Annotated in this window: 19 protein-coding genes; 7 read left to right on the top strand and 12 right to left on the bottom strand. The window is 65.5% G+C overall.

The window, feature by feature from the left end; genetic code table 11:
• Positions 1 to 7 precede the first annotated feature (7 nt).
• From OWC43_RS20800 to OWC43_RS20780, 5 genes are all read left to right on the top strand, one after another.
• Positions 8 to 2,950: a formate dehydrogenase subunit alpha gene (locus OWC43_RS20800; protein WP_393958131.1), complete on the top strand. Its 2,943-nt coding sequence runs from the start codon at positions 8 to 10 to the stop codon at positions 2,948 to 2,950.
• A gap of 18 nt (positions 2,951 to 2,968) precedes the next feature.
• Positions 2,969 to 3,565, top strand: a complete 597-nt coding sequence (gene fdh3B, locus OWC43_RS20795; RefSeq protein ID WP_108938525.1) for a formate dehydrogenase FDH3 subunit beta — start codon at positions 2,969 to 2,971, stop codon at positions 3,563 to 3,565.
• A gap of 227 nt (positions 3,566 to 3,792) precedes the next feature.
• On the top strand, positions 3,793 to 4,830 hold the full coding sequence (locus OWC43_RS20790; RefSeq protein WP_137829959.1) for a formate dehydrogenase subunit gamma: 1,038 nt from the start codon (positions 3,793 to 3,795) through the stop codon (positions 4,828 to 4,830).
• A gap of 81 nt (positions 4,831 to 4,911) precedes the next feature.
• Positions 4,912 to 5,151: a hypothetical protein gene (locus OWC43_RS20785; RefSeq protein ID WP_137829960.1), complete on the top strand. Its 240-nt coding sequence runs from the start codon at positions 4,912 to 4,914 to the stop codon at positions 5,149 to 5,151.
• A gap of 184 nt (positions 5,152 to 5,335) precedes the next feature.
• Entirely contained in the window at positions 5,336 to 5,818 is a 483-nt protein-coding gene (locus OWC43_RS20780; protein WP_393958130.1) for a hypothetical protein, read from the top strand.
• A 97-nt stretch (positions 5,819 to 5,915) separates the two neighbouring features.
• Here the strand turns inward: OWC43_RS20780 and OWC43_RS20775 are convergent, their stop codons facing one another.
• On the bottom strand, positions 5,916 to 6,911 hold the full coding sequence (locus OWC43_RS20775) for an SDR family oxidoreductase (protein WP_393958129.1): 996 nt from the start codon (positions 6,909 to 6,911) through the stop codon (positions 5,916 to 5,918).
• A gap of 264 nt (positions 6,912 to 7,175) precedes the next feature.
• On the opposite strand from OWC43_RS20775, the gene OWC43_RS20770 reads away from it, so the two are divergent.
• On the top strand, positions 7,176 to 7,748 hold the full coding sequence (locus OWC43_RS20770; protein ID WP_393958128.1) for a YgjV family protein: 573 nt from the start codon (positions 7,176 to 7,178) through the stop codon (positions 7,746 to 7,748).
• 96 nt (positions 7,749 to 7,844) lie between these two features.
• On the opposite strand, the gene OWC43_RS20765 is transcribed toward OWC43_RS20770, so the two are convergent.
• The 6 genes from OWC43_RS20765 to OWC43_RS20740 all read right to left on the bottom strand — a co-directional run bounded on the left by OWC43_RS20765 (position 7,845) and on the right by OWC43_RS20740 (position 13,659).
• Entirely contained in the window at positions 7,845 to 8,588 is a 744-nt protein-coding gene (locus OWC43_RS20765; protein WP_393958127.1) for a DUF4336 domain-containing protein, read from the bottom strand.
• A gap of 95 nt (positions 8,589 to 8,683) precedes the next feature.
• Positions 8,684 to 9,631, bottom strand: coding sequence for an ABC transporter substrate-binding protein (locus OWC43_RS20760; protein WP_393958126.1), 948 nt, complete (start codon positions 9,629 to 9,631; stop codon positions 8,684 to 8,686).
• Entirely contained in the window at positions 9,628 to 11,565 is a 1,938-nt protein-coding gene (locus tag OWC43_RS20755) for an iron ABC transporter permease (protein WP_393958125.1), read from the bottom strand. The genes OWC43_RS20760 and OWC43_RS20755 overlap by 4 nt, the downstream gene beginning before the upstream one ends.
• Before the next feature lie 77 nt (positions 11,566 to 11,642).
• Positions 11,643 to 12,464, bottom strand: coding sequence for an ABC transporter ATP-binding protein (locus OWC43_RS20750; RefSeq protein WP_393958124.1), 822 nt, complete (start codon positions 12,462 to 12,464; stop codon positions 11,643 to 11,645).
• Positions 12,465 to 12,474: 10 nt separating this feature from the next.
• Complete coding sequence (locus OWC43_RS20745) at positions 12,475 to 13,368, bottom strand: TauD/TfdA family dioxygenase (protein WP_393958123.1); 894 nt, start codon at positions 13,366 to 13,368, stop codon at positions 12,475 to 12,477.
• A 72-nt stretch (positions 13,369 to 13,440) separates the two neighbouring features.
• Positions 13,441 to 13,659 carry an MbtH family protein gene (locus OWC43_RS20740; RefSeq protein WP_393958122.1) on the bottom strand — a complete coding sequence of 73 codons (219 nt, stop codon included), beginning with the start codon at positions 13,657 to 13,659 and terminating at the stop codon, positions 13,441 to 13,443.
• 353 nt (positions 13,660 to 14,012) lie between these two features.
• Between OWC43_RS20740 and OWC43_RS20735 the strand changes: the two genes are divergently transcribed.
• A complete protein-coding gene (locus tag OWC43_RS20735; RefSeq protein WP_393958121.1) occupies positions 14,013 to 15,062 on the top strand; it encodes a DUF2218 domain-containing protein in 1,050 nt (349 codons plus the stop codon).
• Between the two features lie 25 nt (positions 15,063 to 15,087).
• Here the strand turns inward: OWC43_RS20735 and OWC43_RS20730 are convergent, their stop codons facing one another.
• From OWC43_RS20730 to OWC43_RS20710, 5 genes are all read right to left on the bottom strand, one after another.
• Entirely contained in the window at positions 15,088 to 16,059 is a 972-nt protein-coding gene (locus tag OWC43_RS20730) for a type II secretion system F family protein (RefSeq protein WP_393958120.1), read from the bottom strand.
• A 159-nt stretch (positions 16,060 to 16,218) separates the two neighbouring features.
• A complete protein-coding gene (locus tag OWC43_RS20725; RefSeq protein ID WP_393958119.1) occupies positions 16,219 to 17,190 on the bottom strand; it encodes a type II secretion system F family protein in 972 nt (323 codons plus the stop codon).
• Positions 17,187 to 18,641 (bottom strand): CpaF family protein, encoded by a 1,455-nt coding sequence (locus tag OWC43_RS20720; protein ID WP_393958118.1) that lies wholly within the window; start codon positions 18,639 to 18,641, stop codon positions 17,187 to 17,189. Before OWC43_RS20720 ends, OWC43_RS20725 begins: the two co-directional genes overlap by 4 nt.
• 45 nt (positions 18,642 to 18,686) lie before the next feature.
• Positions 18,687 to 19,931, bottom strand: coding sequence for a CpaE family protein (locus OWC43_RS20715; protein ID WP_393958117.1), 1,245 nt, complete (start codon positions 19,929 to 19,931; stop codon positions 18,687 to 18,689).
• A gap of 64 nt (positions 19,932 to 19,995) precedes the next feature.
• Positions 19,996 to 20,736, bottom strand: coding sequence for a CpaD family pilus assembly protein (locus tag OWC43_RS20710; protein WP_393958116.1), 741 nt, complete (start codon positions 20,734 to 20,736; stop codon positions 19,996 to 19,998).
• Positions 20,737 to 20,780: the final 44 nt, after the last annotated feature.

The raw sequence follows: 20,780 nt of genomic DNA, 5'->3' as shown, positions 1-20,780 counted from the left end.
GGCGGCGATGCTGATCAAGCGTAGAAGCGGCGAAGCGTCCCGTTCCAAGCATCAGGCGGTGGCCGCCGGGCTCGCCGCCGGCGTTCTCGACCGCCGCGCCTTCCTGCGTCGCTCCGGTCTGACGGCCGGTGCGATCGCTGCCGCCGGCACGATCCAACTCGGCGCCGTGCGCAAGGCGCAGGCCGCCGGCTCTTCGGCGGTCGGTCCGGACACCGTCATCAAGAAGAACGTCTGCACCCACTGCTCGGTGGGCTGCACGGTAACGGCCGAGGTCGTCAACGGCGTTTGGGTCGGCCAGGAGCCGTCCTATGCCAGCCCGATCAACCGTGGCACCCACTGTGCCAAGGGCGCGGCCATCCGCGAACTCGTCTCGTCGGACCGCCGCCTGAAATACCCGATGAAGCTCGAGGGTGGGCAGTGGAAGCGGATCTCGTGGGATCAGGCCTACGAGGAAATCGGCGACAAGCTGATGGCCATCCGTGAGAAGAACGGCGCGGATTCCGTCTACTGGCTCGGTTCGGCCAAGTTCACCAACGAGGCTTCTTACCTGATGCGCAAGTTCGCGGCCCTTTGGGGCACGAACTCGATCGACCATCAGGCGCGCATCTGTCACTCGACGACCGTCGCGGGCGTGGCCAACACCTGGGGCTACGGCGCCCAGACCAACAGCTACAACGACATCCGCAACGCCAAGACGATGATCGTGCTTGGCGGCAACCCGGCCGAAGCGCATCCGGTCTCGCTCCAGCACGTGCTGTCGGGCAAGGAGATCAACCGCGCGAACATGATCGTCATCGATCCGCGCTTCACCCGCACGGCGGCGCACGCGACCGAATACGTCCGCATCCGCTCCGGCACCGACATTCCTGTCGTCTACGGCATCCTCTGGCACATCTTCCAGAATGGCTGGGAGGACAAGGAGTTCATCGCGCAGCGTGTCTACGCCATGGACGATGTCCGCAAGGAAGTCGCCAAGTGGACGCCCGACGAAGTGGAGCGGGTCTCCGGCGTGCCGGGCGAGCAGCTCAAGCGCGTGGCGGAGAAGTTCGCCAAGGAGAAACCCGCGACGCTGATCTGGTGCATGGGCGCGACCCAGCACACGGTCGGTACGGCCAACGTCCGCGCGCTCTGCATCCTGTGCCTCGCCACCGGCAACGTCGGAAAGCCCGGCACCGGCGCTAACATCTTCCGCGGCCATACCAACGTGCAGGGCGCGACCGATCTCGGCCTCGATGTCACGACGTTGCCGCTCTATTACGGCCTCGTCGAGGGCGGCTGGCGGCACTGGGCCCGCGTGTGGGACGTGCCCTACGAGTGGCTGCAATCGCGCTTCGACGAGGTTCCCGCGCAGGCCGGCCGCAAGGCCCGGTCCCGCAAGGAGAACATGGAGGCGCCCGGCATCACCTCGACCCGGTGGTTCGATGCCGTGAACCTGCCGCCCGAGCAGATCGACCAGCGCAGCCCGGTCAAGGCCTTCATGGTGTTCGGCCATGGCGGCAACACCGTGACCCGCATGCCCGAGGCGATCGAGGGCATGAACAAGCTCGAGCTGCTCGTCGTCGCCGATCCGCATCCGACCACCTTCGCGGCACTCGATGCCCGGCAGGACAACACCTACCTGCTGCCGATCTGCACCTCGCTGGAGATGGACGGTTCGCGCACGGCCTCGAACCGCTCGATCCAGTGGGGCGAGCAGATCGTCCAGCCGGCCTTCGAGTCCAAGAACGACTACGAGGTCCTCTACAAGCTCGCGACGAAGCTCGGCTTCGCCGACAAGCTCTGCAAGAAGATCAAGGTCGAGAACGGCATTCCGGTCGCGGAGGATATCCTGCGCGAGATCAACCGCGGTGGTTGGTCGACGGGCTACAGCGGCCAGTCGCCGGAGCGGCTGAAGGCGCATATGCGCAATCAGCACAAGTTCGACCTCATCACCCTGCGGGCGCCGAAGGACGATCCGGAAGTCGGCGGCGATTACTATGGCCTGCCCTGGCCGTGCTGGGGCAAGCCGGAGTTGAAGCATCCCGGTTCGGCGATCCTGTACAACACCAACCTTCACGTGAAGGAGGGTGGCGGCACCTTCCGTGCCCGGTTCGGCACGGAGCGCAACGGCGCGACGCTGCTGGCCGAGGATTCGTTCTCGAAGGGTTCGGATCTGACGGACGGCTACCCCGAGTTCACCTTCGGGGTGTTCAAGAAGCTCGGTTGGGACAAGGATCTCACGGAGGAGGAGCGCGCCACGATCCTCAAGATCGGCGGCGAGAAGCCCGATACCGTGAGCTGGGCGACCGACCTGTCCGGCGGCATCCAGCGCGTGTGCCTGGAACACGGCGTCTCGCCGTTCGGCAACGGCAAGGCCCGGGCCAACGCCTGGAACCTGCCCGACCCGGTGCCGGTCCACCGCGAGCCGATCTACTCCCCGCGCCCCGACCTCGTGGCCAAGTACCCGACGCGGCCCGACGAGCGGCAACTGCGCGTGCCGAATATCGGCCTCACGGTGCAGAAGGCGGTGGTCGACAAGGGCATCGCCAAGGACTTCCCGATCATCCTCACCTCCGGCCGTCTCGTCGAGTACGAGGGCGGCGGCGAGGAGACCCGGTCCAACCCGTGGCTCGCCGAGCTGCAGCAGGACATGTTCGTCGAGATCAACACCGGCGACGCGGCTGATCGCGGCATCAAGGACGGCCAGTTCGTCTGGGTCTACGGCCCGGAGAACAGCTCGAAGGCCAAGGTGAAGGCCCTGGTGACGGATCGCGTCGGTAAGGGCGTGGCCTTCATGCCGTTCCACTTCTCCGGTTGGTACCAGGGGAAGGACATGCGCGACTATTACCCGAAGGGCACCGACCCGGTGGTCCTGGGTGAGAGCGTGAATACTGTGACCACCTACGGCTTCGATCCTGTGACGGGCATGCAGGAGACGAAGTGTACCCTGTGCCAGATCAAGGCGGCGTGACGAGGAGCGACTTGAACCATGGCCCGCATGAAGTTCCTCTGCGACGCGGATCGCTGCATCGAATGCAACGCCTGCGTCACCGCCTGTAAGAACGAGCACGAGGTGCCGTGGGGCATCAACCGTCGCCGCGTCGTGACGCTGAACGATGGTAAGCCCGGCGAGCGCTCGGTCTCGATGGCCTGCATGCACTGCACCGACGCGCCCTGCGCGGCGGTGTGCCCCGTGAACTGCTTCTACACCACCGCGGATGCGGTGGTGCTGCACTCCAAGGACATCTGCATCGGCTGCGGATATTGCTTCTACGCGTGCCCGTTCGGCGCGCCGCAATATCCGCGGGTCGGGAACTTCGGTTCGCGCGGCAAGATGGACAAGTGCACCTATTGCTCGGGCGGCCCCGAGGCGGATTTCTCGACCGCCGAGTACGAGAAATACGGCTCGAACCGCCTCGCTGAGGGGAAGCTGCCGCTCTGCGCCGAGATGTGCTCGACCAAGGCGCTTCTGGCGGGCGACGGCGAGATGATCGCCGAGATCTACAAGCAGCGGGTCATCAAGCGCGGTTACGGCTCCGGCGCCTGGGGCTGGAAGACGGCCTACCGCGAGACCGTCGCGATCTGACGCCCGGTTCGAGGGTTTTTGCCCTCGAACCATATTCCCACCCTCGACCTCATCCTGAGGTGGCGACGCGAAGCGGCGCCCTCGCAGGAGGGCTCCAGGGATCGCGAAGGTTTCTTGAGCCCTCCTTCGAGGCCGCTTCGCGGCACCTCAGGATGAGGGGGATGGATGGGACGCCAACGTCGCGCGGGCTCGGCGGCGTCTCGACAAGGATTCGGAAAGGAACGCCGATGCGGCGGGCAGTAACCTTCCTCAAGACTTTTCTTCTGGCCGCGATGCTCGTCGCAGGTCCGACGGCGCTCGCGCCCGCCCTCGCGCAGAACCCGATTCAGGCGGACGGCGTGAACCCGATGGGCGCGCGACCGACCGCGGATTCGGTCAACGAGGAATTTCTGTTCAAGCAGTCCGACAAGATCCAGGGTCGAATCTCGATCCCGGACCAGAAGGCCGCCAACCTCATCCAGCCCCAGGGCCGGGAATACCGGAACTTCCGCGAGAGCTGGCTTCCGTGGATCGGCGGGCTCGTCATCCTCGGCATGATCGCCGCGCTCGGCGCCTTCTTCCTGTTCCGTGGCCGGATCATGATGGAGCACAGCCAGGAATCCGGAAAGAAGATCCTGCGCTTCAACGCCTTCGAGCGCTTCACGCACTGGATGACCGCGACCTGCTTCATCATCCTGTCGCTGTCGGGCCTGAACTACATCTTCGGCAAGCGCCTGCTGATGCCGCTGATCGGCCCCGATGCGTTCGGCGCGCTGGCGCAATGGGCGAAGTACAGCCACATCTATCTCGCGTGGCCGTTCATGCTCGGCGTTGCCTTCATGTTCGTCCTCTGGATCAAGGACAACATCCCGAACAAGATCGACATCGCCTGGCTGAAGGCCGGCGGCGGCCTGATCGGCAAGGGCCATCCCCACGCCGCCCGCTTCAACGCCGGCCAGAAGGGCGTGTTCTGGATGGTCGCCGGCTTCGGCGCCGCCATGAGCGTCACCGGCCTGATGATGATCTTCCCCTTCGCCCTCACCGACATCAACGGGATGCAGTTGATGCAGGTGGTCCACTCGGTGATCGGCATCGTCTTCATCGCCGGCATCCTGGCCCACATCTATATCGGCTCGCTCGGCATGGAGGGCGCCTACGACGCCATGGGCAGCGGTAAGGTCGATCTGGCCTGGGCGCGCGCCCACCACGACCTCTGGGTCGAGCAGGAGCAGGCCCGCACCGCCAGCGGTCCGCAGCTCAAGGGTCATCCGGCTCCGGCCGAGTAAGTCCAGGGGCGGCGGAAACCCGCCGTCCCGGCCAGCCTTTCGAACTGGAGCCACTTGGGCTCCTCGGAAAGAACCGCCCCCATGAAAGCCTTCGCCGTCGCCGTGATCGCAGCCATCTCCCTCGGGGTGTTGGCGATGTTCGCGCTCAACAGCAGCCAGAAGCTCGCCTATCAGGCCTTCGCGACCTCGGGTGCGCGCGTGTCCGAGCCCGGCACCAACCTCGTCGGCCCGCGCTGGAACGGCGCCCCGCGCCCCGACGAGTTCGAGTCCGAGCCGCACGGCAAGGCCGAGGGCGAGGCCTCGAACCCCAAGCGTTCGTGAACCGTCCCGATCACCGTTCCGTATCCAGGGACCGCCCATGATCTCGTCCTTTCTCGCCCGTCGGTTGGCGGCTGGTCTTTCAGCTTTCTCCTTCAGCGTCGGCTTGGCCGTCGCGCAGGACGCGCCTCCCCCCGCCCCGGAGCCGGGTAAACCGGCCAATCTGTGCCAGGAGCTGGTGGCTTTCGTGAAACAGCCTGAGCCTGCCAAGCAGGCGGCGGTGACGCCGCCCCAGCAGGCGACCGCCGTGTCGAACCCGTCCGGCAACACAGCGGGCGCGAAGCCTGCTCAAGCCGCTGGCACCGAGAAGTCCGCTGGCCTGAGCGGCCCGGTCAACGAAAGTGGACCGAAGTCGGAAGCCAATCGTCCCGCGGATGCGAAGCCCATGGATCCGCAGACCGCTGCGACGACGCCGAACGCTGCGACCAACCCGGCGACCGATCCCCGCGCTCGCGCCAACGCCGATGCCAAGGTTCCGCCCGCGCCCGCCACGCCCGCCCCCGGCCCGAAGCCTGATCAGGCGACGATCGAGAAGATCGAGGCGGCAGCCGCCGCCAACGATCTGCCGACTTGCCGCTCCGCCGCTCGTGCCATGCGGGTTGCCGGGGTCATCATGCCCCCGCCGCTGCTGGCTCTTTCGGCGCTCGATCTCAAATACTCGCAGCCGTAGCGGCCTCGTCTCCGTCCAGGCAGGGACGGTTCAATACGGGATCCTACTCCCCGCATCCGGGGAGTAGGGCGAGCCGGAACAGCGAACGCTCATTCCGTCAGCTTCGGCGACGTCCCCCGCCGACCGCAATCGCCGCGACGGTCGCGGCGACGCCGATACCGAGAACCGATGACGCCAGCGGGTGTAGGCTCGCCCGCGTATAGGCGCTGGTGCGCTGGACGTAGCCCGGCTGGTCACCGCGCTCGCGTCCGGCGTTGCGCGGCGCGTGCAACGCCCCTTCCGGTTCACGCGGGGGATCCTTCCGCTTCTGCATGGCGATGATCGCCGGTGCGAGCTGATCGAAGGCACCGGGCGCGAATTCCTTGCCCGCCGTGAACAGCTTCCCGCCACCACCGACGACGATGTCGCGCACCGGATGCTCGGCGGCATGCAGGATCGCGGCGGCGACCTCCCGGGGTGGGTAGACCGGCGGCGGCAGCATCGGCTCGCGATCCATGTAATTGCGCGCCCGTGCCGGCAGCGGCGTGTCGATCGAAGCGGGCTTGACGAGCGTCACCGAGATCGGTGCTCCCTCCGCGATCAGCTCCATCCGCAGGGTATCGGTGAAGCCCTTCACCGCATGTTTCGAGGCGGCGTAGAGCCCCTGGAACGGAAAGGCGAGATCGGAGGCGATGCTGCCGACATTGACGAGCGCGCCGCCTCCCGCCCGCAAATGCTCGGCCGCCACCAGAGAGCCGTTGACCGTGCCCCAGAAATTGGTGCGGATCAGGCGCTCGTGATCGGCCTGCTCTATCTCGCGCAGGGGGCCATAGACCGTTAGTCCTGCGACGTTGACCCACGTATCGATGCGCCCGAACGCCGCCACAGCCCGTTCGGCCAGATTTTCGACATCGGCGCGTTCCCCCACATCCGTCACCACGGCGAGCGCATCGGGGCCGAGTTCACGGGCAATGTCGTCGAGCACGTCACCGCTGCGGGCTGCGAGGACCACCCGGGCCCCTCGTTCTGCCGCTCGCCGTGCGGTCGCCAGACCGATGCCGCTTGAGGCACCTGTGACGACGACGACCTGATCGCGCAATGATTTCAATTTCACGGGCGCAGTTCCTCACTTCGCTCGGACGGCAATCCCGCTGCGATTTCAGCTGGGATCCTGCGCGGGAACCACCCGTTCGATGCCCCTGTTCCGGGCGTTGCGGCCGCACCACAGCGACGAGCACGGGCCACTCTCGTTAACCATCACTTCATTGGCTGCCCCTAGCGGAGCGACGTGCAAACGAGCGCGAAGACGCGCGCCGTCACGGGTTCGGGACCGGACGCCGGTACAGCCCAAGTCACCGCATCACACGAAGCGCCCATCATGACCGCCGCGGATCTCGGCTTCCTCCTGGCGAACGCCGTCCTGCCTCACCTCGACCTCTTCGGGGCCCTGGGGCTCAGCCTCGGCTTCGCGTCAGGGCTCATGCCGAGGCGGGATTGGATCCTGGTCACCGCGGCCGCATGCTCCCTTTGCTTCGCCCTGCATTTCTTCCGCTTGGGCGCCTATACCGGCACGGCCATGTGCACCGTTTCGATCCTGCAGAGCTTGGTCGCGGCCTACGCCATCGGCAACGGAGAACGCCCGGCCTGGATCGTGCCGCTCTTTACCGGCTCCAGCGTCGTCGCTGCCGGATTGACGCTGGCCACCTGGAATGGCTGGCCCTCGGCCTGTGCCGGGATCGGTGCGCTCCTGGCGACGCTGGCCCGCCTGCAGGCCGAGCCGCAGGCCATGCGCCGCCTGTTCCTGGGTGCCTCGTACTGCTGGGCCGTCCACAATCTGCTGGTCGGCTCGGTCTTCGGCCTGACCTGCGATTGCCTCACGCTCTCCGCCCTTGCCATCGCCCTGAAGCGCGGCTCCCGCACCCGGAACGCCGGCTTGGCTTCGGCCGTGTAGAGCGCCGACTTGTTGAGCGGATACTGGCCTTCGGAAAGCTGCGCGGCGACCTAAAGCCTAAGTAGTCATCTCGGATCTCAGATTTCAGACCATTCCCTAACGCAGCAGCCAGCGAAGGGAGCGACGCAGGGCCGGCGTGGCATCGTGCTCGAACCATGCGCCGTGGGCAAACAGCACCCGCTGAGGTGCGAGCGCGACGAGCGCAGCAGCGGCCCGCGAAGCGGCCCGACCGCCGAACCGTATGGCGAGGCGCAGATAGATCGGCGCACGCCCATCCGGTGCTGTAGCCCCGATGAGATGCATCGGCAGCCGGAGAGGGAAGGGAAGCTTTCGAGGCTCGAGGTTCAACACCAGATCGGTGAGGATCAGGCTTCGCGAAACGGGGTGGAAGAAGGCGATCTCGCGGAAACCGAAGCCACCGGGAATCACGGTTTGGCGGATGTCCGCGGCCCATTCCTCCGGGCTTTGCTCCCCCAGATCGCGATCGATCCGCAGCGCTCCCGCCTCGATCTGACGTTGTACCTGACCCCGACGGCGCAGTTCCGGCGGGGCCCAGGTGATGGCGGCAGGACAGCGCCGCTGCCATGCTCCGAGGAACATCCAGTGGGCGATGTTCGGGGCAACGAGGTGCCGAATGGGTCCGATGGCCTCAATGGACCGGGCGAGAGCCTCATCGAATCGCGTGGGCGAGTGGAGCCAGACCGAGCCGTCGCCCAAGCGCAGCACCGTCATCCGCACCGGCAACGGCAGGATGCCGGGGAGGGGACCGCTGTCGACGATCCAGAGATCGGGCGCGACCGGCTTCAAGGTGTCGAGGGGCGGATAGGTCGGATCGGTCAAGGCATCGCCGTGGCATTGTCTCGGCCGTCCCGGATGGACGCTCACAGGATCGGCGTCCACAACATCGGTTCGATTCTGACTGCAGGAGCGTCGGCTCAACCTGCAGCGGGCGCCCGCAACATGAGATCAGTGATCCGGTTCGACAGGCGCAGGGCCGAGGCGGGCCCGCCAAAATTCCAGATGTTGCGCTCGATGAGCCCGACACGGCCCGATCGCAGAGCCGGCACGCGCTGCCACGCGGCGCTGCGCGTCTTGGCGTCCAGCGGAACGTTTGGCCCGGTCATGCTCACGAGTATCACATCGGCATCGTCGAGACCGAGCAGCTCCTCCGATGTCAGTGGGCGTACGCCCTCGCGGCTGCGTTCGGACGGCCAGAATCGCAAGCCGAGCCGCGATGCCAGACCCGCGGACAGACTGTCGCCGGTGAAGACCCAGTAGGTGTCCAGCCCGGCCAGTTCCTGGAGAACCACAAGGCGCCGATTGCTGCGTCCGGCCGCCGCGAGGCGTGCGGCATCCCGATCGAAGCCCGCCGACACCTCGGCTTCGGCCCACACGGCCTCGGCATCCCGACCGACGAACTCACCGATCATCCTCTGAAGTGCGAAGGCGGAGTCGAGACGCGTTCTGGGTGGCTCGGGGGCAAAGTCGAGGAGGACGGTCGGAGCAATGCTCTCGAACACGTCGAAGAGCGGTGCGTGGCGGTAGGTGAGTCCGAGGATCAGGTCGGGCTTGAGGCGGGCGATGGCTTCGAGGCTCGGCTGCTGACGCGTGCCGACATCGGCGACGTCGGCGAGGCGTTCGGTTAGGACATTGATCCACCCGGGATAGAGCGTCGGATCGGACATGCCGACGGGCGGACGACCGACCGCCACGAGCATCTCGGCCAGGAGGAATTCGAGCGCCACGACCCGTCGCGCAGCGGCCGGCAGGTTTGCCGAGCGGCGAACCACGAGGTCAGAGGAGGAGGCCGCGCGAAGACCAAGCCCGGCTGCCGACGCGAGCCCCCAGGCGAGGCAATGGCGGCGGTTCGGCAAGCCGGTCACCGTGTTCCCCTCCGGCCGCGGGACATCAACCAGAGGAAGTAGGGGGCCCCGATCAACGCAGTCAGCGCACCGGCCGGAATCTCCTTCGGCGCCAAGGCGACCCGTCCGAGGATGTCGGCACCGACGGTGAGGAGCGCCCCCAGAAGCATCGCCACCGGCAGCCGATCCCCGTGAGCATGAAAGCCGACGAGGCGGGCAAGGTGGGGTGTGAGCAATCCGACAAAGGCCAACGGGCCGACGATGGCCACCGCCGCGCTGGCGAGCATGGCGGCGAGCCCGAGGCCGAGGGCCCGCAACAGCGCGACGTTGAGACCAAGCCCGGCAGCCGCGTCCTCGCCGAGCGTCAGCAGATCGAGCGGGCGGCTCAGGAGCGCCAGCGCCGGCAGGCTCACCAGGAGCCATGGCAGCAGCGCCACCGCGTCCGGCCAAGCCCGGCCATAGGTTCCACCCACGAGCCAGATGAGAGCACGGGCGGGTTGCGCGCTGGTCTCGACGATGACGGCGTAGGTCAGGGCCGCGAACAAGCCGCTGAAGGCGAGGCCGGTCAATGCCACGGGGAGCGGGGCGAACCGGTGACGGCGGTTGATGAGCAGGATCAGCCCCAGCGTGGCGAGCCCACCCACCAGCGCCAACGCGAAGGTCTCGGGCCGTCCGATCAAGGGCCAAGTGAGAAGCCCGACGAGGGTTGCGAGCGCTGCCCCCTGCGTGACGCCCAACAGCTCCGGCCCGGCCAGAGCATTGCGCACCACGCTCTGGAGAACGACACCGCTGGCCGCCAGCATCATGCCGGCGATCGCCGCGACCGCGATGCGGGGACCGCGAATACTTAAGATCAACGCCGCCTCGTTGTCGCCGCCCACGAAGGCCGCAACCCAGCGGGCGGGCGCGAGCCACGTCTCACCCCAGGCAAGGCCGAAGGCGGACAGGGCCGCCAGCGCCAGACCAAGGGCAGGCGCCACGACAGCGAGGGAAGCGACGCGGGTCGAGGCGGCGGCCTCCGTCCGATCCGGCGGCGAGAGCACCTGTCCGCGTACCACCAGAATCAGAAGCAGCGGCGTGCCGACGAGAGCCGTAGCGACCGCCGTCGAGAGCCCCGCCGAGAAGCCGAGGCCAGCGACCACGCCATCCGCGGCGAGCAGAAGGCCACCGCCGACCAGCGCCGAAAGGGCGATGAGCGCGGTCAGCCGCCGGATTTCTGCGGCGCGGACGAGATTCGGGGCGATCAGGCCGACGAAGCCAATGGGCCCGGCGAGGGCTACGGCGAAGGCAGTCAGCGCCGTCGCCGTGATCAGGCCCGCGAACCGAACCGGCAGCACAGCGACGCCGATGCCGGTGGCGGCATCATCCCCCAGAGCCAACGCATCGAGGCCGCGCAACAGGAAGGGAAGCACGAGGAGCGGAGGCAGCAGCCAGCAGGCCGCCTCGATAAGACCATCGGCGCCGGGCTGGTACAGCGCTCCACCACTCCAGAGTGCGAGGCCGGCAATATCCTGTTCGAAGAGAGCCAGCATCACGGTGAGGACGGCGCTGAGAAGCAGGGCGCAGGCGCCTCCTGCGAGGAGCAGCCGGAGGGGAGGGGCATGCCAACCACCGGCCGCCAGCAAAGCCAAGCTCGCGGCGCCGAGACCGCAGACGAAGAGGAGCGGGGGGCCGGCAATGCCTGCCAGCGCCGGCACGGTCAGACCGATGAGCACACCGACCTGTGCTCCGGCCGTGACCCCGAGGAGGTCCGGTGCCGCCAAGGGATTGCGCGTCACCGCCTGAAACAGGGCGCCGGCCATACCGAAGGCCGCACCCGCCGCGAGCCCGGCGAGAATCCGCGGCAGCCGCAATTCCCAGAGCAGGAAGCGCGCGGCCTCCGCCTCGACCGGGCCGGGCGCGGTCGTGAGTGCGTACCAAGTCGGCCAGAGCCGGGCCAAGGCGACGAGCGCCACGAAGGCGGTGATCGGCAGCCCAATCCGGAGACTGGGTATGGGCCGAACCAAGGTTGGCCGCTCAGCTGCCAGGACCGTCACGAGCGAAATTCGTGGGACCGGTGCCGGGCCGGAGCGAAAGCCGGGACACAGAGAGGCGCCGCCGATTCCGGGTGGTCGAGCCGCCACATCTCGACGCCGTAGACCTCGGCCAAATTGTCCGGCGTCAGCACTTGGTCCGGCGGACCGTCATGGAGGATGCGGCCCGCCTGCATCAGCAGCACCCGATCCGCCAAGGCCGCGGCCTGGTTGAGGTCGTGCAGCACGCAGACGATGGTGATGCCCCGCTCGCGATTGAGGGCCTTGAGGGCCAGGACCAGCTCGACCTGATGGCGCACGTCGAGCCATGTCGTCGGCTCGTCGAGGAGGAGCACGCGGCATTGCTGCGCGAGTGCCATGGCAATCCAGGCGCGCTGCCGCTCGCCCCCCGAGAGGGCCGTGACGTCACGGGCGGCATGCTCGCGCAGGCCCGTGGCGGAGAGAGCGTCGAGGATCGCGGTGCGATCGGTCGTCGAGAGCCCGCCGATCAACGGGCGATGGGCGTGACGCCCATAGGCGGCCAGCTCGAACACCGTCAGACCCGCCGGGACCTCATTGGCCTGAGCCAGCAGCGCCAACGCGCGAGCCCGCTCACGGCGTCGCAACGTGCCGAGCACGCGCCCGTCAATCCTCACGCTGCCGGCTTGGATCGGCTGCAATCCGGCCAGAGCGCGCAGCAGCGTCGACTTTCCGCATCCATTCGGACCGCACAGGGCCGTTACGCCGCCCGCGGTGATCGCCACCTCGAGGCCGTCGAGAACCCGCCGCCCGCCGTAGGCGACGGTGAGCTTCCGACCTTCGAGCGCGATGGCGCCGCTCATGCCGTCACGCTCATGCTGCTCGGCTCATCCCGTGGGCCTCTGCCATGGCGACCACGACCTTGCGCGGTCCCGCATAGGGTTCGCGACCGTGCATGATCAGCATGTTGTCCAGCATGAGCACGTCACCCGCCTGCCACGGGAAGCTCACCTTCTCGGCATCGAGCACGGCGCGCACGGCATCAAGCTCCGCATCGGGAATCGGGCTTCCGTCGCCGAAATAAACGTTGCGCGGGAGTTCGTCTTCCCCAACCGTGTCCAGCAGCACTTCGCGCTCCACCGCGTCGAGGGCCGAGACGTGGAACAGGTGGGCCTGATTGAACCACACATCCTCGCCGGTGCGGGGATGCTTGGCCACCGCTTGGCACAGCTGACTGGTGCGCAGTTCACCATCCTCTTTCCAAGTAAAGTCGATGGCGTGATCCCGGCAATAGGACTCGACGGCGCTTCGATCCTCGGTGTTGAACACCTTGGTCCAGGGCAGATCGAGGCCGTTGCCGAAATTGCGCACGTAGCGAAGCCCCTTCCGCGCGAACCGGTCCCGCAAATCCGGGTCGAGCGCGCGGTAGATCGCACGGCTGTCGGCGAGAGGGGTCGCTCCTCCTTCAGGAGAGGCGGTGACGCAGTGGAACCAGATCCGCAGCGGCCAGTCGCGCGTATAGGATTGCTCGTTGTGTAACGGGATCTCGCGATGCGCCGGATATTCGGTCGAGGAATAGACACCGCCCTCGACCTTGCTGCGTGGCGTCGAGCCGAACTCATAAGAGAGAAGCGGATGGCCGAAGGCGGCGGCGAAAGCCCGAAATGCCTCGACGCTCTCGACCGTGTAACCGCGCAATAGAACAGCGCCGACGGTGCCGAGCGCGTCGCGAATCTCGGAATCGCGTGCATCCTGCGCCCGGATCAACGGGCCATCACCTTGAAGCAGGACGGGAAGTGCGAGAGGGGTCATGGTCGGCTTCCTCGATCAGCGGCGGTTTCAGGCGCGGCTGGAGTCACGGTCCATCGCCTCGCGCAGGCTACGCGGGCGCATGTCGAGCCAGACGGACTCGATGTGCTTCAAGCAGGTGGCCTTGTCCCCGCTGACGCCGACGCGGCGCCATCCTTCGGGAGTCGGCTTGAAGTCGGGCCAGATCGAGTACTGGTCCTCGTCGTTCACGACGACGTGGAACTGGATGTCGTCGCGGTCGAAACTCATCGGATCCACCCTGCCTCGATGACGCTCGGCTTCGAACACACCGCCAGAAGCGGGGTCCTTCGAAGCGACTCGAAGCGGAGACGAACCGGGATCCGAGAAATTTAGGCGTCCCCATCCGCTTTGAGGTGACTCCGCGCTCCAGTCTGGAATAAGTAAAATATGCAGCTTTGTCCGCTTCTCGACGCTGGACGATTTGTTGATTGACGCTCGGAGCGATCGTCTCATAGTAAGTGAGGTGTTTTATCTTCGACCTAGCAACAAATCTCGCCCTTGGATGTGATCCAACGTGCGCGAACGGACCAATCGGATTGGCCGGATGTGTTGCTTGATGTGCCGACAGGAGCCGATCCGCGATGATGTTCTCCGAGGCCGCGGTGGCATTGTCGGATCCCGAACGGCTCGTCGCCGATCTCGTCGATCACATGACCGCTCACGATGTCGCTCACGACCGGATAGGACGCCGCGTCGTGGTGCATCTCGGCCTCGGCGACGCGACGCTCGAGCCGGATGGGGGTATCCTCCGGGTGCGGGTCGAAGCGCCGGACGAGGGGGGCCTGGAGATGATGCGCTCCGTGGTCGCGTCCAACGTCGTCGACTTCGCCGGAGGCGATACCCCCCAGATCGTCTGGTCGGGCTTCACGGCGGGGGCCGAGACCTTCTCGAACTTTCGCGAGCTTCGACTCATCGAGAGCCGATCGCTCACCCCGCGCCTTCGTCGGCTCACCTTTAGCGGTCTGAATCTCGGCCGCTTCGCCGATCATGAGAACCTGCACGTGCGGCTCTATCTGCCGCCGTCGGGTGTGGCGCGTCCGGAATGGCCCCGCCCGGGGCCCGACGGGCGCACGATCTGGCCGGACGCCACTCGGCGCCCGGATATGCGCTACTACACGATCCGCCGCGCCGAGGCCGAAACGGTAGAGATCGATTTCGTGCTGCACGACGCCCCTGGACCTGGGGCGCGCTTCGCCCTGCATGCGAAGCCCGGCGCGATCTGCGGCATCGCCGGCCCCCTTGGTCGGACCGCGTCACCCGCCGCCTGGACATTGCTCGTCGGCGACGAGACGGCCCTACCGGCCATCGCCCGCATCCTGGACGCCATGCCCGCCGATGCGCAGGGCATCGTGCTGCTCGAGGCGGAGTGCGAAGCGACGCACTATCCCCTGCGTGCCCTTGAGGGCGTGCCTGTGCGGTGGCTCGAGCGACGGGCAGATGCCGAGAGCCCGCTCATCGACAGTGTGCGGCGCCTCGAATTTCCGATGACGGACGACGTTTTCGTCTGGGCCGGCTGTGAATCGACGATCGCCCGCTCTCTGCGCCGCATCTTGCGCACCGAGCGGGGCTTGAGCCGAGAGAAGCACCTCGTCGTTGGCTATTGGGACCGGAATGAGCCGGCGACGCGCTGAGATCGATTTTCGTGGGCTCGACGCCTCACTTCATCAATGCAAAAGCTTGAATGGCTGCCGGCGTCATGATGACGACGAACAAGACCGGGAGGAAAAAGACAATCATCGGGACCGTCAACTTCGGCGGCAGTGCAGCGGCTTTCTTCTCCGCCTCGTTCATGCGGATGTCCCGGCTTTCCTGGGCCAGCACGCGTAAGGCCTGCCCCACCGGTGTGCCATAGCGCTCTGCCTGGATGAGGGCTGTGGTGAGTGACTTCACCGGCTCCAGGCCCGTACGCAGTGCCAAGTTTTCGTAGGCCACACGCCGATCCGGCAGATAAGACAATTCTGCATTGAGCAACGCCAATTCTTCGGCAAGGACGGCCGATTGCGTCGCAATTTCGAGACTGACCCGACGGAACGCGTTTTCCGAAGACATTCCCGATTCGACGCAGATCAAGCACATATCGAGCGCATCGGGCCAAGCTTGACGGATCTGTGCCTGCCGTTTGGAGGTGAGGTTGCTGAGGTAGAGTTCGGGCAATTTCATACCGATGAAACCTGCCAGCACCACGAGCCCGGCACGAATCATGAGAGGCTGGTCGAGGACTTGCAGTACGAACAAGTAGAACAAAGCCACAATGGTGACGCCGATTGGCATCACGAGGCGAAAGAAGAGGAAGGCTGTTTCGGCGCCTGCGCCGCGGTGGCCAGCCAGAACCAGTCTTGCCTTGGCTGTCTCTGTCCCGAGCCAGCGTGTGAGGTTAAACTGCTCCACCACCCGCTTCATGTAAGCCTTGGGCTCCGTGCGCAGTGTCACGCGATTTGAAAGCCGCTCCCGCTCACGCACCCGCATCTGCTCGCGCTCGTCACTCACGAGCTTCATGCGCTTGCCGAGTTCATCCGTTTCCAGCAGCGGCTGAACGAGCGTGTAGACTGTCGCGGCAGCAGCAATGCCCGTCAGCACGGCGGCGATAGAGCGCGGCTGAAAAGCCGTTTCGACCATCTGTTCCAGCATCACCCGCCTCTTCGTCCCCTCCGCGCCACCGCTCTGGAACCCCTCACCGGGCTTGTGGTATCACTGCAAGCATGTTGCAGTTCCGGGAAGCATGCTGGTGGCCGCGTCACACCGTGCGATGCACAGAATGTCTATTGCCCCTTGAAATAACGACTATCTTCAAACGTCGAAGTTAATCATTTTCCGCATCATCAAGATCCCGAGACCCATCCAAATACCAGATGCTGCGAGCGCCACCTTTCCGATCCAGGTTGTCCACAGGAGAGAGATGTAATCAGGATTTGAAAAATAGGTCGTTGAAGCCACCACGAAAGGAAGCGCCGCAATAATTCCCGCGGACACTTTCGCCTCCATACTCATAGCGGCAACCTTGCCCGCCATCTTCTTGCGCTCGCGCAGAACACGCGACAAATTACCAAGGGCTTCAGATAAGTTGCCGCCCGCTTTGGCTTGAATACCGATCACTACGGCGAAGAAATTCACCTCCGTCACCGGTACGCGCTCATACATGCGCTGAATCGCCTCCGACATCGACAGGCCAAGCGTCTGGGCCTCGTTCGCAGCCTTGAACTCCGATTTCAGCGGCTCTTTCGCCTCGCGGGCGATGATCCGGAGGCAATCGCCGAGGGGAATGCCGGACTTGAGGCCCCGGACGATCACGTCGATGGCATTCGGCAATTCGTCGATGAAGCCAGCGATGCGCCTCTTCTGCAGGTGCTTCAGCATCCAGACAGGGACACCGAGGCCGCCCGCGAACATCGCCAGCAATGCAACGTAAAAGTTGTCGGAGACTAAGAAAACGCCGAAGGCAAGCGCCACGGCAATCAGCACCGAGATAACTTGATATTTCCGTGGCGTCCAATCGAGGCCCGCTCTAGCCAGCTTCAGCTCCAAGGTAACTTTAGTGCTGTCCTTTTTCGCTTCCAGTTCCTTGAGGCTCTTAGCGACCTGCTCCCGTCGATTGGAAGCAAGGGCGCGCTCGGCGCTGACGGAACGGCTTTGGCCGACCGACTTACGACGCTGCTCCGCTCGGCGCTCGCCGGAAAGCAAGGGCATGAGCGTGACATAGGCGACAGCCCCCGCCGCCACGGCGACCAAGCCTGCCACAAGAGGAAGGTTCGGTATGCTCATGCCGCCTCTCCGGCCAGAGCAGCAGCGTCGAGTGCCTCCGCCAGCGCGCGCTCCTCGCCGTAATACCGCGCGCGATCCCAGAAGCGCGGGCGACCGATCCCGGTCGAACGGTGACGACCGATCAATCGGCCGTTCGCATCCTCGCCGAGCACATCGTAGACGAACAGATCCTGGGTGATGATGACATCGCCTTCCATCCCCAACACTTCGGTGATGTGAGTGATGCGGCGCGAGCCGTCGCGCATGCGCATGGCCTGGATGATGACGTCGACCGAACCGGTGATCATCTCGCGCAGCGTCCGCGAAGGCAGCGAGAAGCCGCCCATGGTGATCATCGATTCGATACGAGCGAGGCATTCGCGCGGCGAGTTCGAATGCAGCGTTCCCATCGAGCCGTCATGGCCGGTGTTCATGGCTTGCAGCAGATCGAACGCCTCCGGACCACGCACCTCGCCGACGATGATGCGCTCGGGGCGCATACGCAGGCAGTTCTTGACGAGATCACGCATGGTGATCTGGCCTTGACCCTCAAGATTTGGGGGCCGTGTTTCGAGGCGGACCACATGTGGCTGCTGAAGCTGCAATTCGGCGGCATCTTCGCAGGTGATGATGCGCTCATCGTTCTCGATAAAGGCCGTGAGGCAGTTGAGCAGCGTTGTCTTTCCCGAACCCGTACCTCCGGATATGACGACGTTGCAGCGAACCTTGCCGATGATCTGCAAGATTTTCGCACCCTCAGGCGAAATGGCGCCGAAGCGAACGAGTTGATCGAGAGTCAGCTTATCCTTCTTGAACTTACGGATGGTCAGGGCCGGTCCATCGATGGCGAGCGGGGGGGCGATGACGTTGACGCGCGAGCCGTCGGGAAGGCGTGCGTCACAGATCGGCGAAGATTCATCGACGCGGCGCCCGACCTGACTGACGATACGCTGGCAGATGTTCATCAGCTGCTGATTGTCGCGAAACCGCACATTGGTGAGCTGGATCTTGCCGGCGACCTCGATGAATGTCCGATCAGCACCGTTCACCATCACGTCGGCGATGTCGTCCCGGGCAAGCAACGGCTCGAGCGGGCCATAGCCCAACACGTCGTTGCAGATATCGTCGAGCAACTCCTCCTGCTCTGCGATCGACAGCACAATGTTCTTGAGGCCGATAATCTCCGTGACGATGTCGCGGATTTCCTCACGGGCCGATTCGCTATCCAAGCGTGCGAGCTGAGCGAGATCGATCGCCTCGATCAGCGCCCCGAAGATCATGCTCTTGGTACGGAAATACTCTTCGGATTTGTGTGCGGCAGGGGGCGGTGCCGGTTTCGGAATCGGTGGTGCTTCCGGACGCGCGGGGCGCACCTCGTCCTGCAGCACCGGCGCGGGCGGCAAGGCCTTCCCCACCGAAACGACAGGTGCGGCCGGAGCAGCGGGAACAGTGTTGGAGCGACGTCCGAACATGGCGCTATTCGCCCTCACCTGACGAGAGTGAAGAGGACGACATACCTACGATGCCTTCTTGCGGCCCAAGCGCGCCAAGAGCGGTTCAAGGATGTTCGCCCGCGCCCGCTTCACCTCGCTCCGGCCGGTGACGAGACTCGCGATTTCCGAAAAGATCTCGGCGGCCTTCGCCCCTGCCTGCACCTCAGCGATCATCTGACCGTTGTTCGCCGCCGTGCCGAACAAGGCGGGATCGAACGGGATGCTGGCCTGCAAGCCGGCATCAAGGGCCTTCTTGAAGTCGTTGGCGGAGATTTCCGGGCGCTTGGGCATCCCGACGCCGTTGAGGATGACCCGCGCTTGAGCATCGTTGGGCCTGCTCGCCTGAAGCAGCGCGAGCAAATTCTTCGTGTTGCGTAGAGACGTGAGATCTGGTGAGGCGACGATCAGGATTTCGTCGGCGGAGACAAGGACGCGACGGGTCCAAGCCGACCAGCGATGCGGGACATCGAGCACGATGCAGGGCACCGCCGCCCGCAGCAGATCCGTCAAGGCGTCGAAGGCGGGCTCGGTCAGATCGATGGTGCGATCGAGGGTGGCCGGAGCGGAGAGCAAACTCAGATTGTCCGCGCATTTGGACAGCAAGCGGTCGAGCAGGTTGGCGTCGAGGCGTTCGGGAGCGAACACGGCCTCGGCAATGCCCTGGGGCGGGTCCTGGTTGAAGTTGAGGCTCGCGGTTCCGAAGGCGATGTCGAGATCGGCGATCACGGTCGCGGTGCCGTGCTCTCGGGCGACTGTCCATGCCAGGTTGTGGGCGATCGTCGAGGCACCGACCCCGCCCCGCGCACCGTAGACGGCGATCGTGCGACCGACGGGCTTGGCTCCCGGCGCCGCAAACAGATCCGACACCGCCGTGATCAGCACGACGGGCTCTACCGGAGCGATAAGATACTCGCTCACGCCACGTTGCATGAATTGCCGATAGAGCAACACATCGTTGACATGCCCGACCACGAGGACTTTCGTTCCCTCGTCACAAACCTCAGCGAGTTGGTCCAGGCATTCCAGCGGACGCGATTTCGGCCCAACGAATTCGATCAGGATCACGTTCGGCGTCGGAGCGTGGCGGTAGGCTTCGACTGCGGCGGCGCCACCGCCCATCTGCACCTTCACATGCGCTTTCTGCATCCGCCGGTCGGAGACGATGCCTTCAATCATCGCCGCCGTCTCGGACGTCTCACAGAAGGCCTGGATCGTGATCCGGGGCACCGGGGCGATCGTCCGCTCTGTAGCCTCGTGGATGTCCGGCATGACGCGTGTTTCCGGTTCGATAATCGCACATCACAGGGGGGGCGAAGCGCGGGGGTGCCGCTGCTCAGTTCTTCACCTCGTCCTTGACGTTCGTCTTCCCATCCTGCCGCCAAGCGGTTGATGGATCCTTGCCATTGCGCAGATCGTCGATGTCGCGAGTGCGCCGGACGGTGTCGATGCGGCCTTCGGGGCGACCGCGGACGAGGTCGATCGGATCGGCGATTTGAGAGGCGACGTTCGATTGCATCGAGCAGCCCAGATTCCAGTGCGGCTCGTTTGACCAATCGGCACGAAGATCGCTCGTACCGAGATCCCGGGGCCATAGCCCGCATTTGCTCGATACCTTGGCCTGCATGCGCTGGAAGGTGAGGCGGATTGGGGAAGCGAGGGCGGGGTTGGCGATCGGATAACCACCGATCAACCATCCCCCCGGCGGCACGCCCAGATCTCCGCCGAGGCGGCGAATTGCTGCGCCGGTGCGCTCAACCGGTCCGACCAGGGCCGGGGCAACGCCGCGCGGGAGTTCGAGAGTGATCAATCCGCGTCCGTAGCGGCGATACTCGACGAGAAACGCTTCGAGATCGGCCGATTGGCGGGGATCGAGATGGCCGATGCCCGTGGGAAAGACGTCGAGGGTTCGATCGGAATCCGCCAGCACGATCGGATGGCGGGTGCGAACGTCGATCGGGTAAGTCGAGCCGGTGGTGGCAACACGGTCGGCCCGACAGGCGCTGAGCAACCCAGCGACCATCAACACCGCGACCGCGGATATCGGGCGAACAGGGAAGTGAGCGGGGAAACGCATCGGTCTCTCGATTCTGCTGAAGCGGCTCTGCGCCCGCGATCCGT

The sequence above is a fragment of the Methylorubrum sp. POS3 genome (assembly GCF_043352485.1).
GTDB lineage: Bacteria > Pseudomonadota > Alphaproteobacteria > Rhizobiales > Beijerinckiaceae > Methylobacterium > Methylobacterium suomiense.
This window is presented reverse-complemented; position numbering and strand designations above follow the sequence as displayed.

Excerpts from the sequence above, each read along its gene's own strand:
- OWC43_RS20715 (WP_393958117.1), bottom strand. The coding sequence starts at position 19,931 with ATGCCGGACATCCACGAGGCTACAGAGCGGACGATCGCCCCGGTGCCC.
- OWC43_RS20770 (WP_393958128.1), top strand. The coding sequence starts at position 7,176 with ATGACCGCCGCGGATCTCGGCTTCCTCCTGGCGAACGCCGTCCTGCCT.
- OWC43_RS20730 (WP_393958120.1), bottom strand. The coding sequence starts at position 16,059 with ATGCTGGAACAGATGGTCGAAACGGCTTTTCAGCCGCGCTCTATCGCC.
- OWC43_RS20750 (WP_393958124.1), bottom strand. The coding sequence starts at position 12,464 with ATGAGCGGCGCCATCGCGCTCGAAGGTCGGAAGCTCACCGTCGCCTAC.
- OWC43_RS20785 (WP_137829960.1), top strand. The coding sequence starts at position 4,912 with ATGAAAGCCTTCGCCGTCGCCGTGATCGCAGCCATCTCCCTCGGGGTG.
- OWC43_RS20790 (WP_137829959.1), top strand. The coding sequence starts at position 3,793 with ATGCGGCGGGCAGTAACCTTCCTCAAGACTTTTCTTCTGGCCGCGATG.
- OWC43_RS20800 (WP_393958131.1), top strand. The coding sequence starts at position 8 with ATGCTGATCAAGCGTAGAAGCGGCGAAGCGTCCCGTTCCAAGCATCAG.
- OWC43_RS20725 (WP_393958119.1), bottom strand. The coding sequence starts at position 17,190 with ATGAGCATACCGAACCTTCCTCTTGTGGCAGGCTTGGTCGCCGTGGCG.
- OWC43_RS20710 (WP_393958116.1), bottom strand. The coding sequence starts at position 20,736 with ATGCGTTTCCCCGCTCACTTCCCTGTTCGCCCGATATCCGCGGTCGCG.
- OWC43_RS20720 (WP_393958118.1), bottom strand. The coding sequence starts at position 18,641 with ATGTTCGGACGTCGCTCCAACACTGTTCCCGCTGCTCCGGCCGCACCT.
- OWC43_RS20740 (WP_393958122.1), bottom strand. The coding sequence starts at position 13,659 with ATGAGTTTCGACCGCGACGACATCCAGTTCCACGTCGTCGTGAACGAC.
- OWC43_RS20735 (WP_393958121.1), top strand. The coding sequence starts at position 14,013 with ATGATGTTCTCCGAGGCCGCGGTGGCATTGTCGGATCCCGAACGGCTC.
- fdh3B (WP_108938525.1), top strand. The coding sequence starts at position 2,969 with ATGGCCCGCATGAAGTTCCTCTGCGACGCGGATCGCTGCATCGAATGC.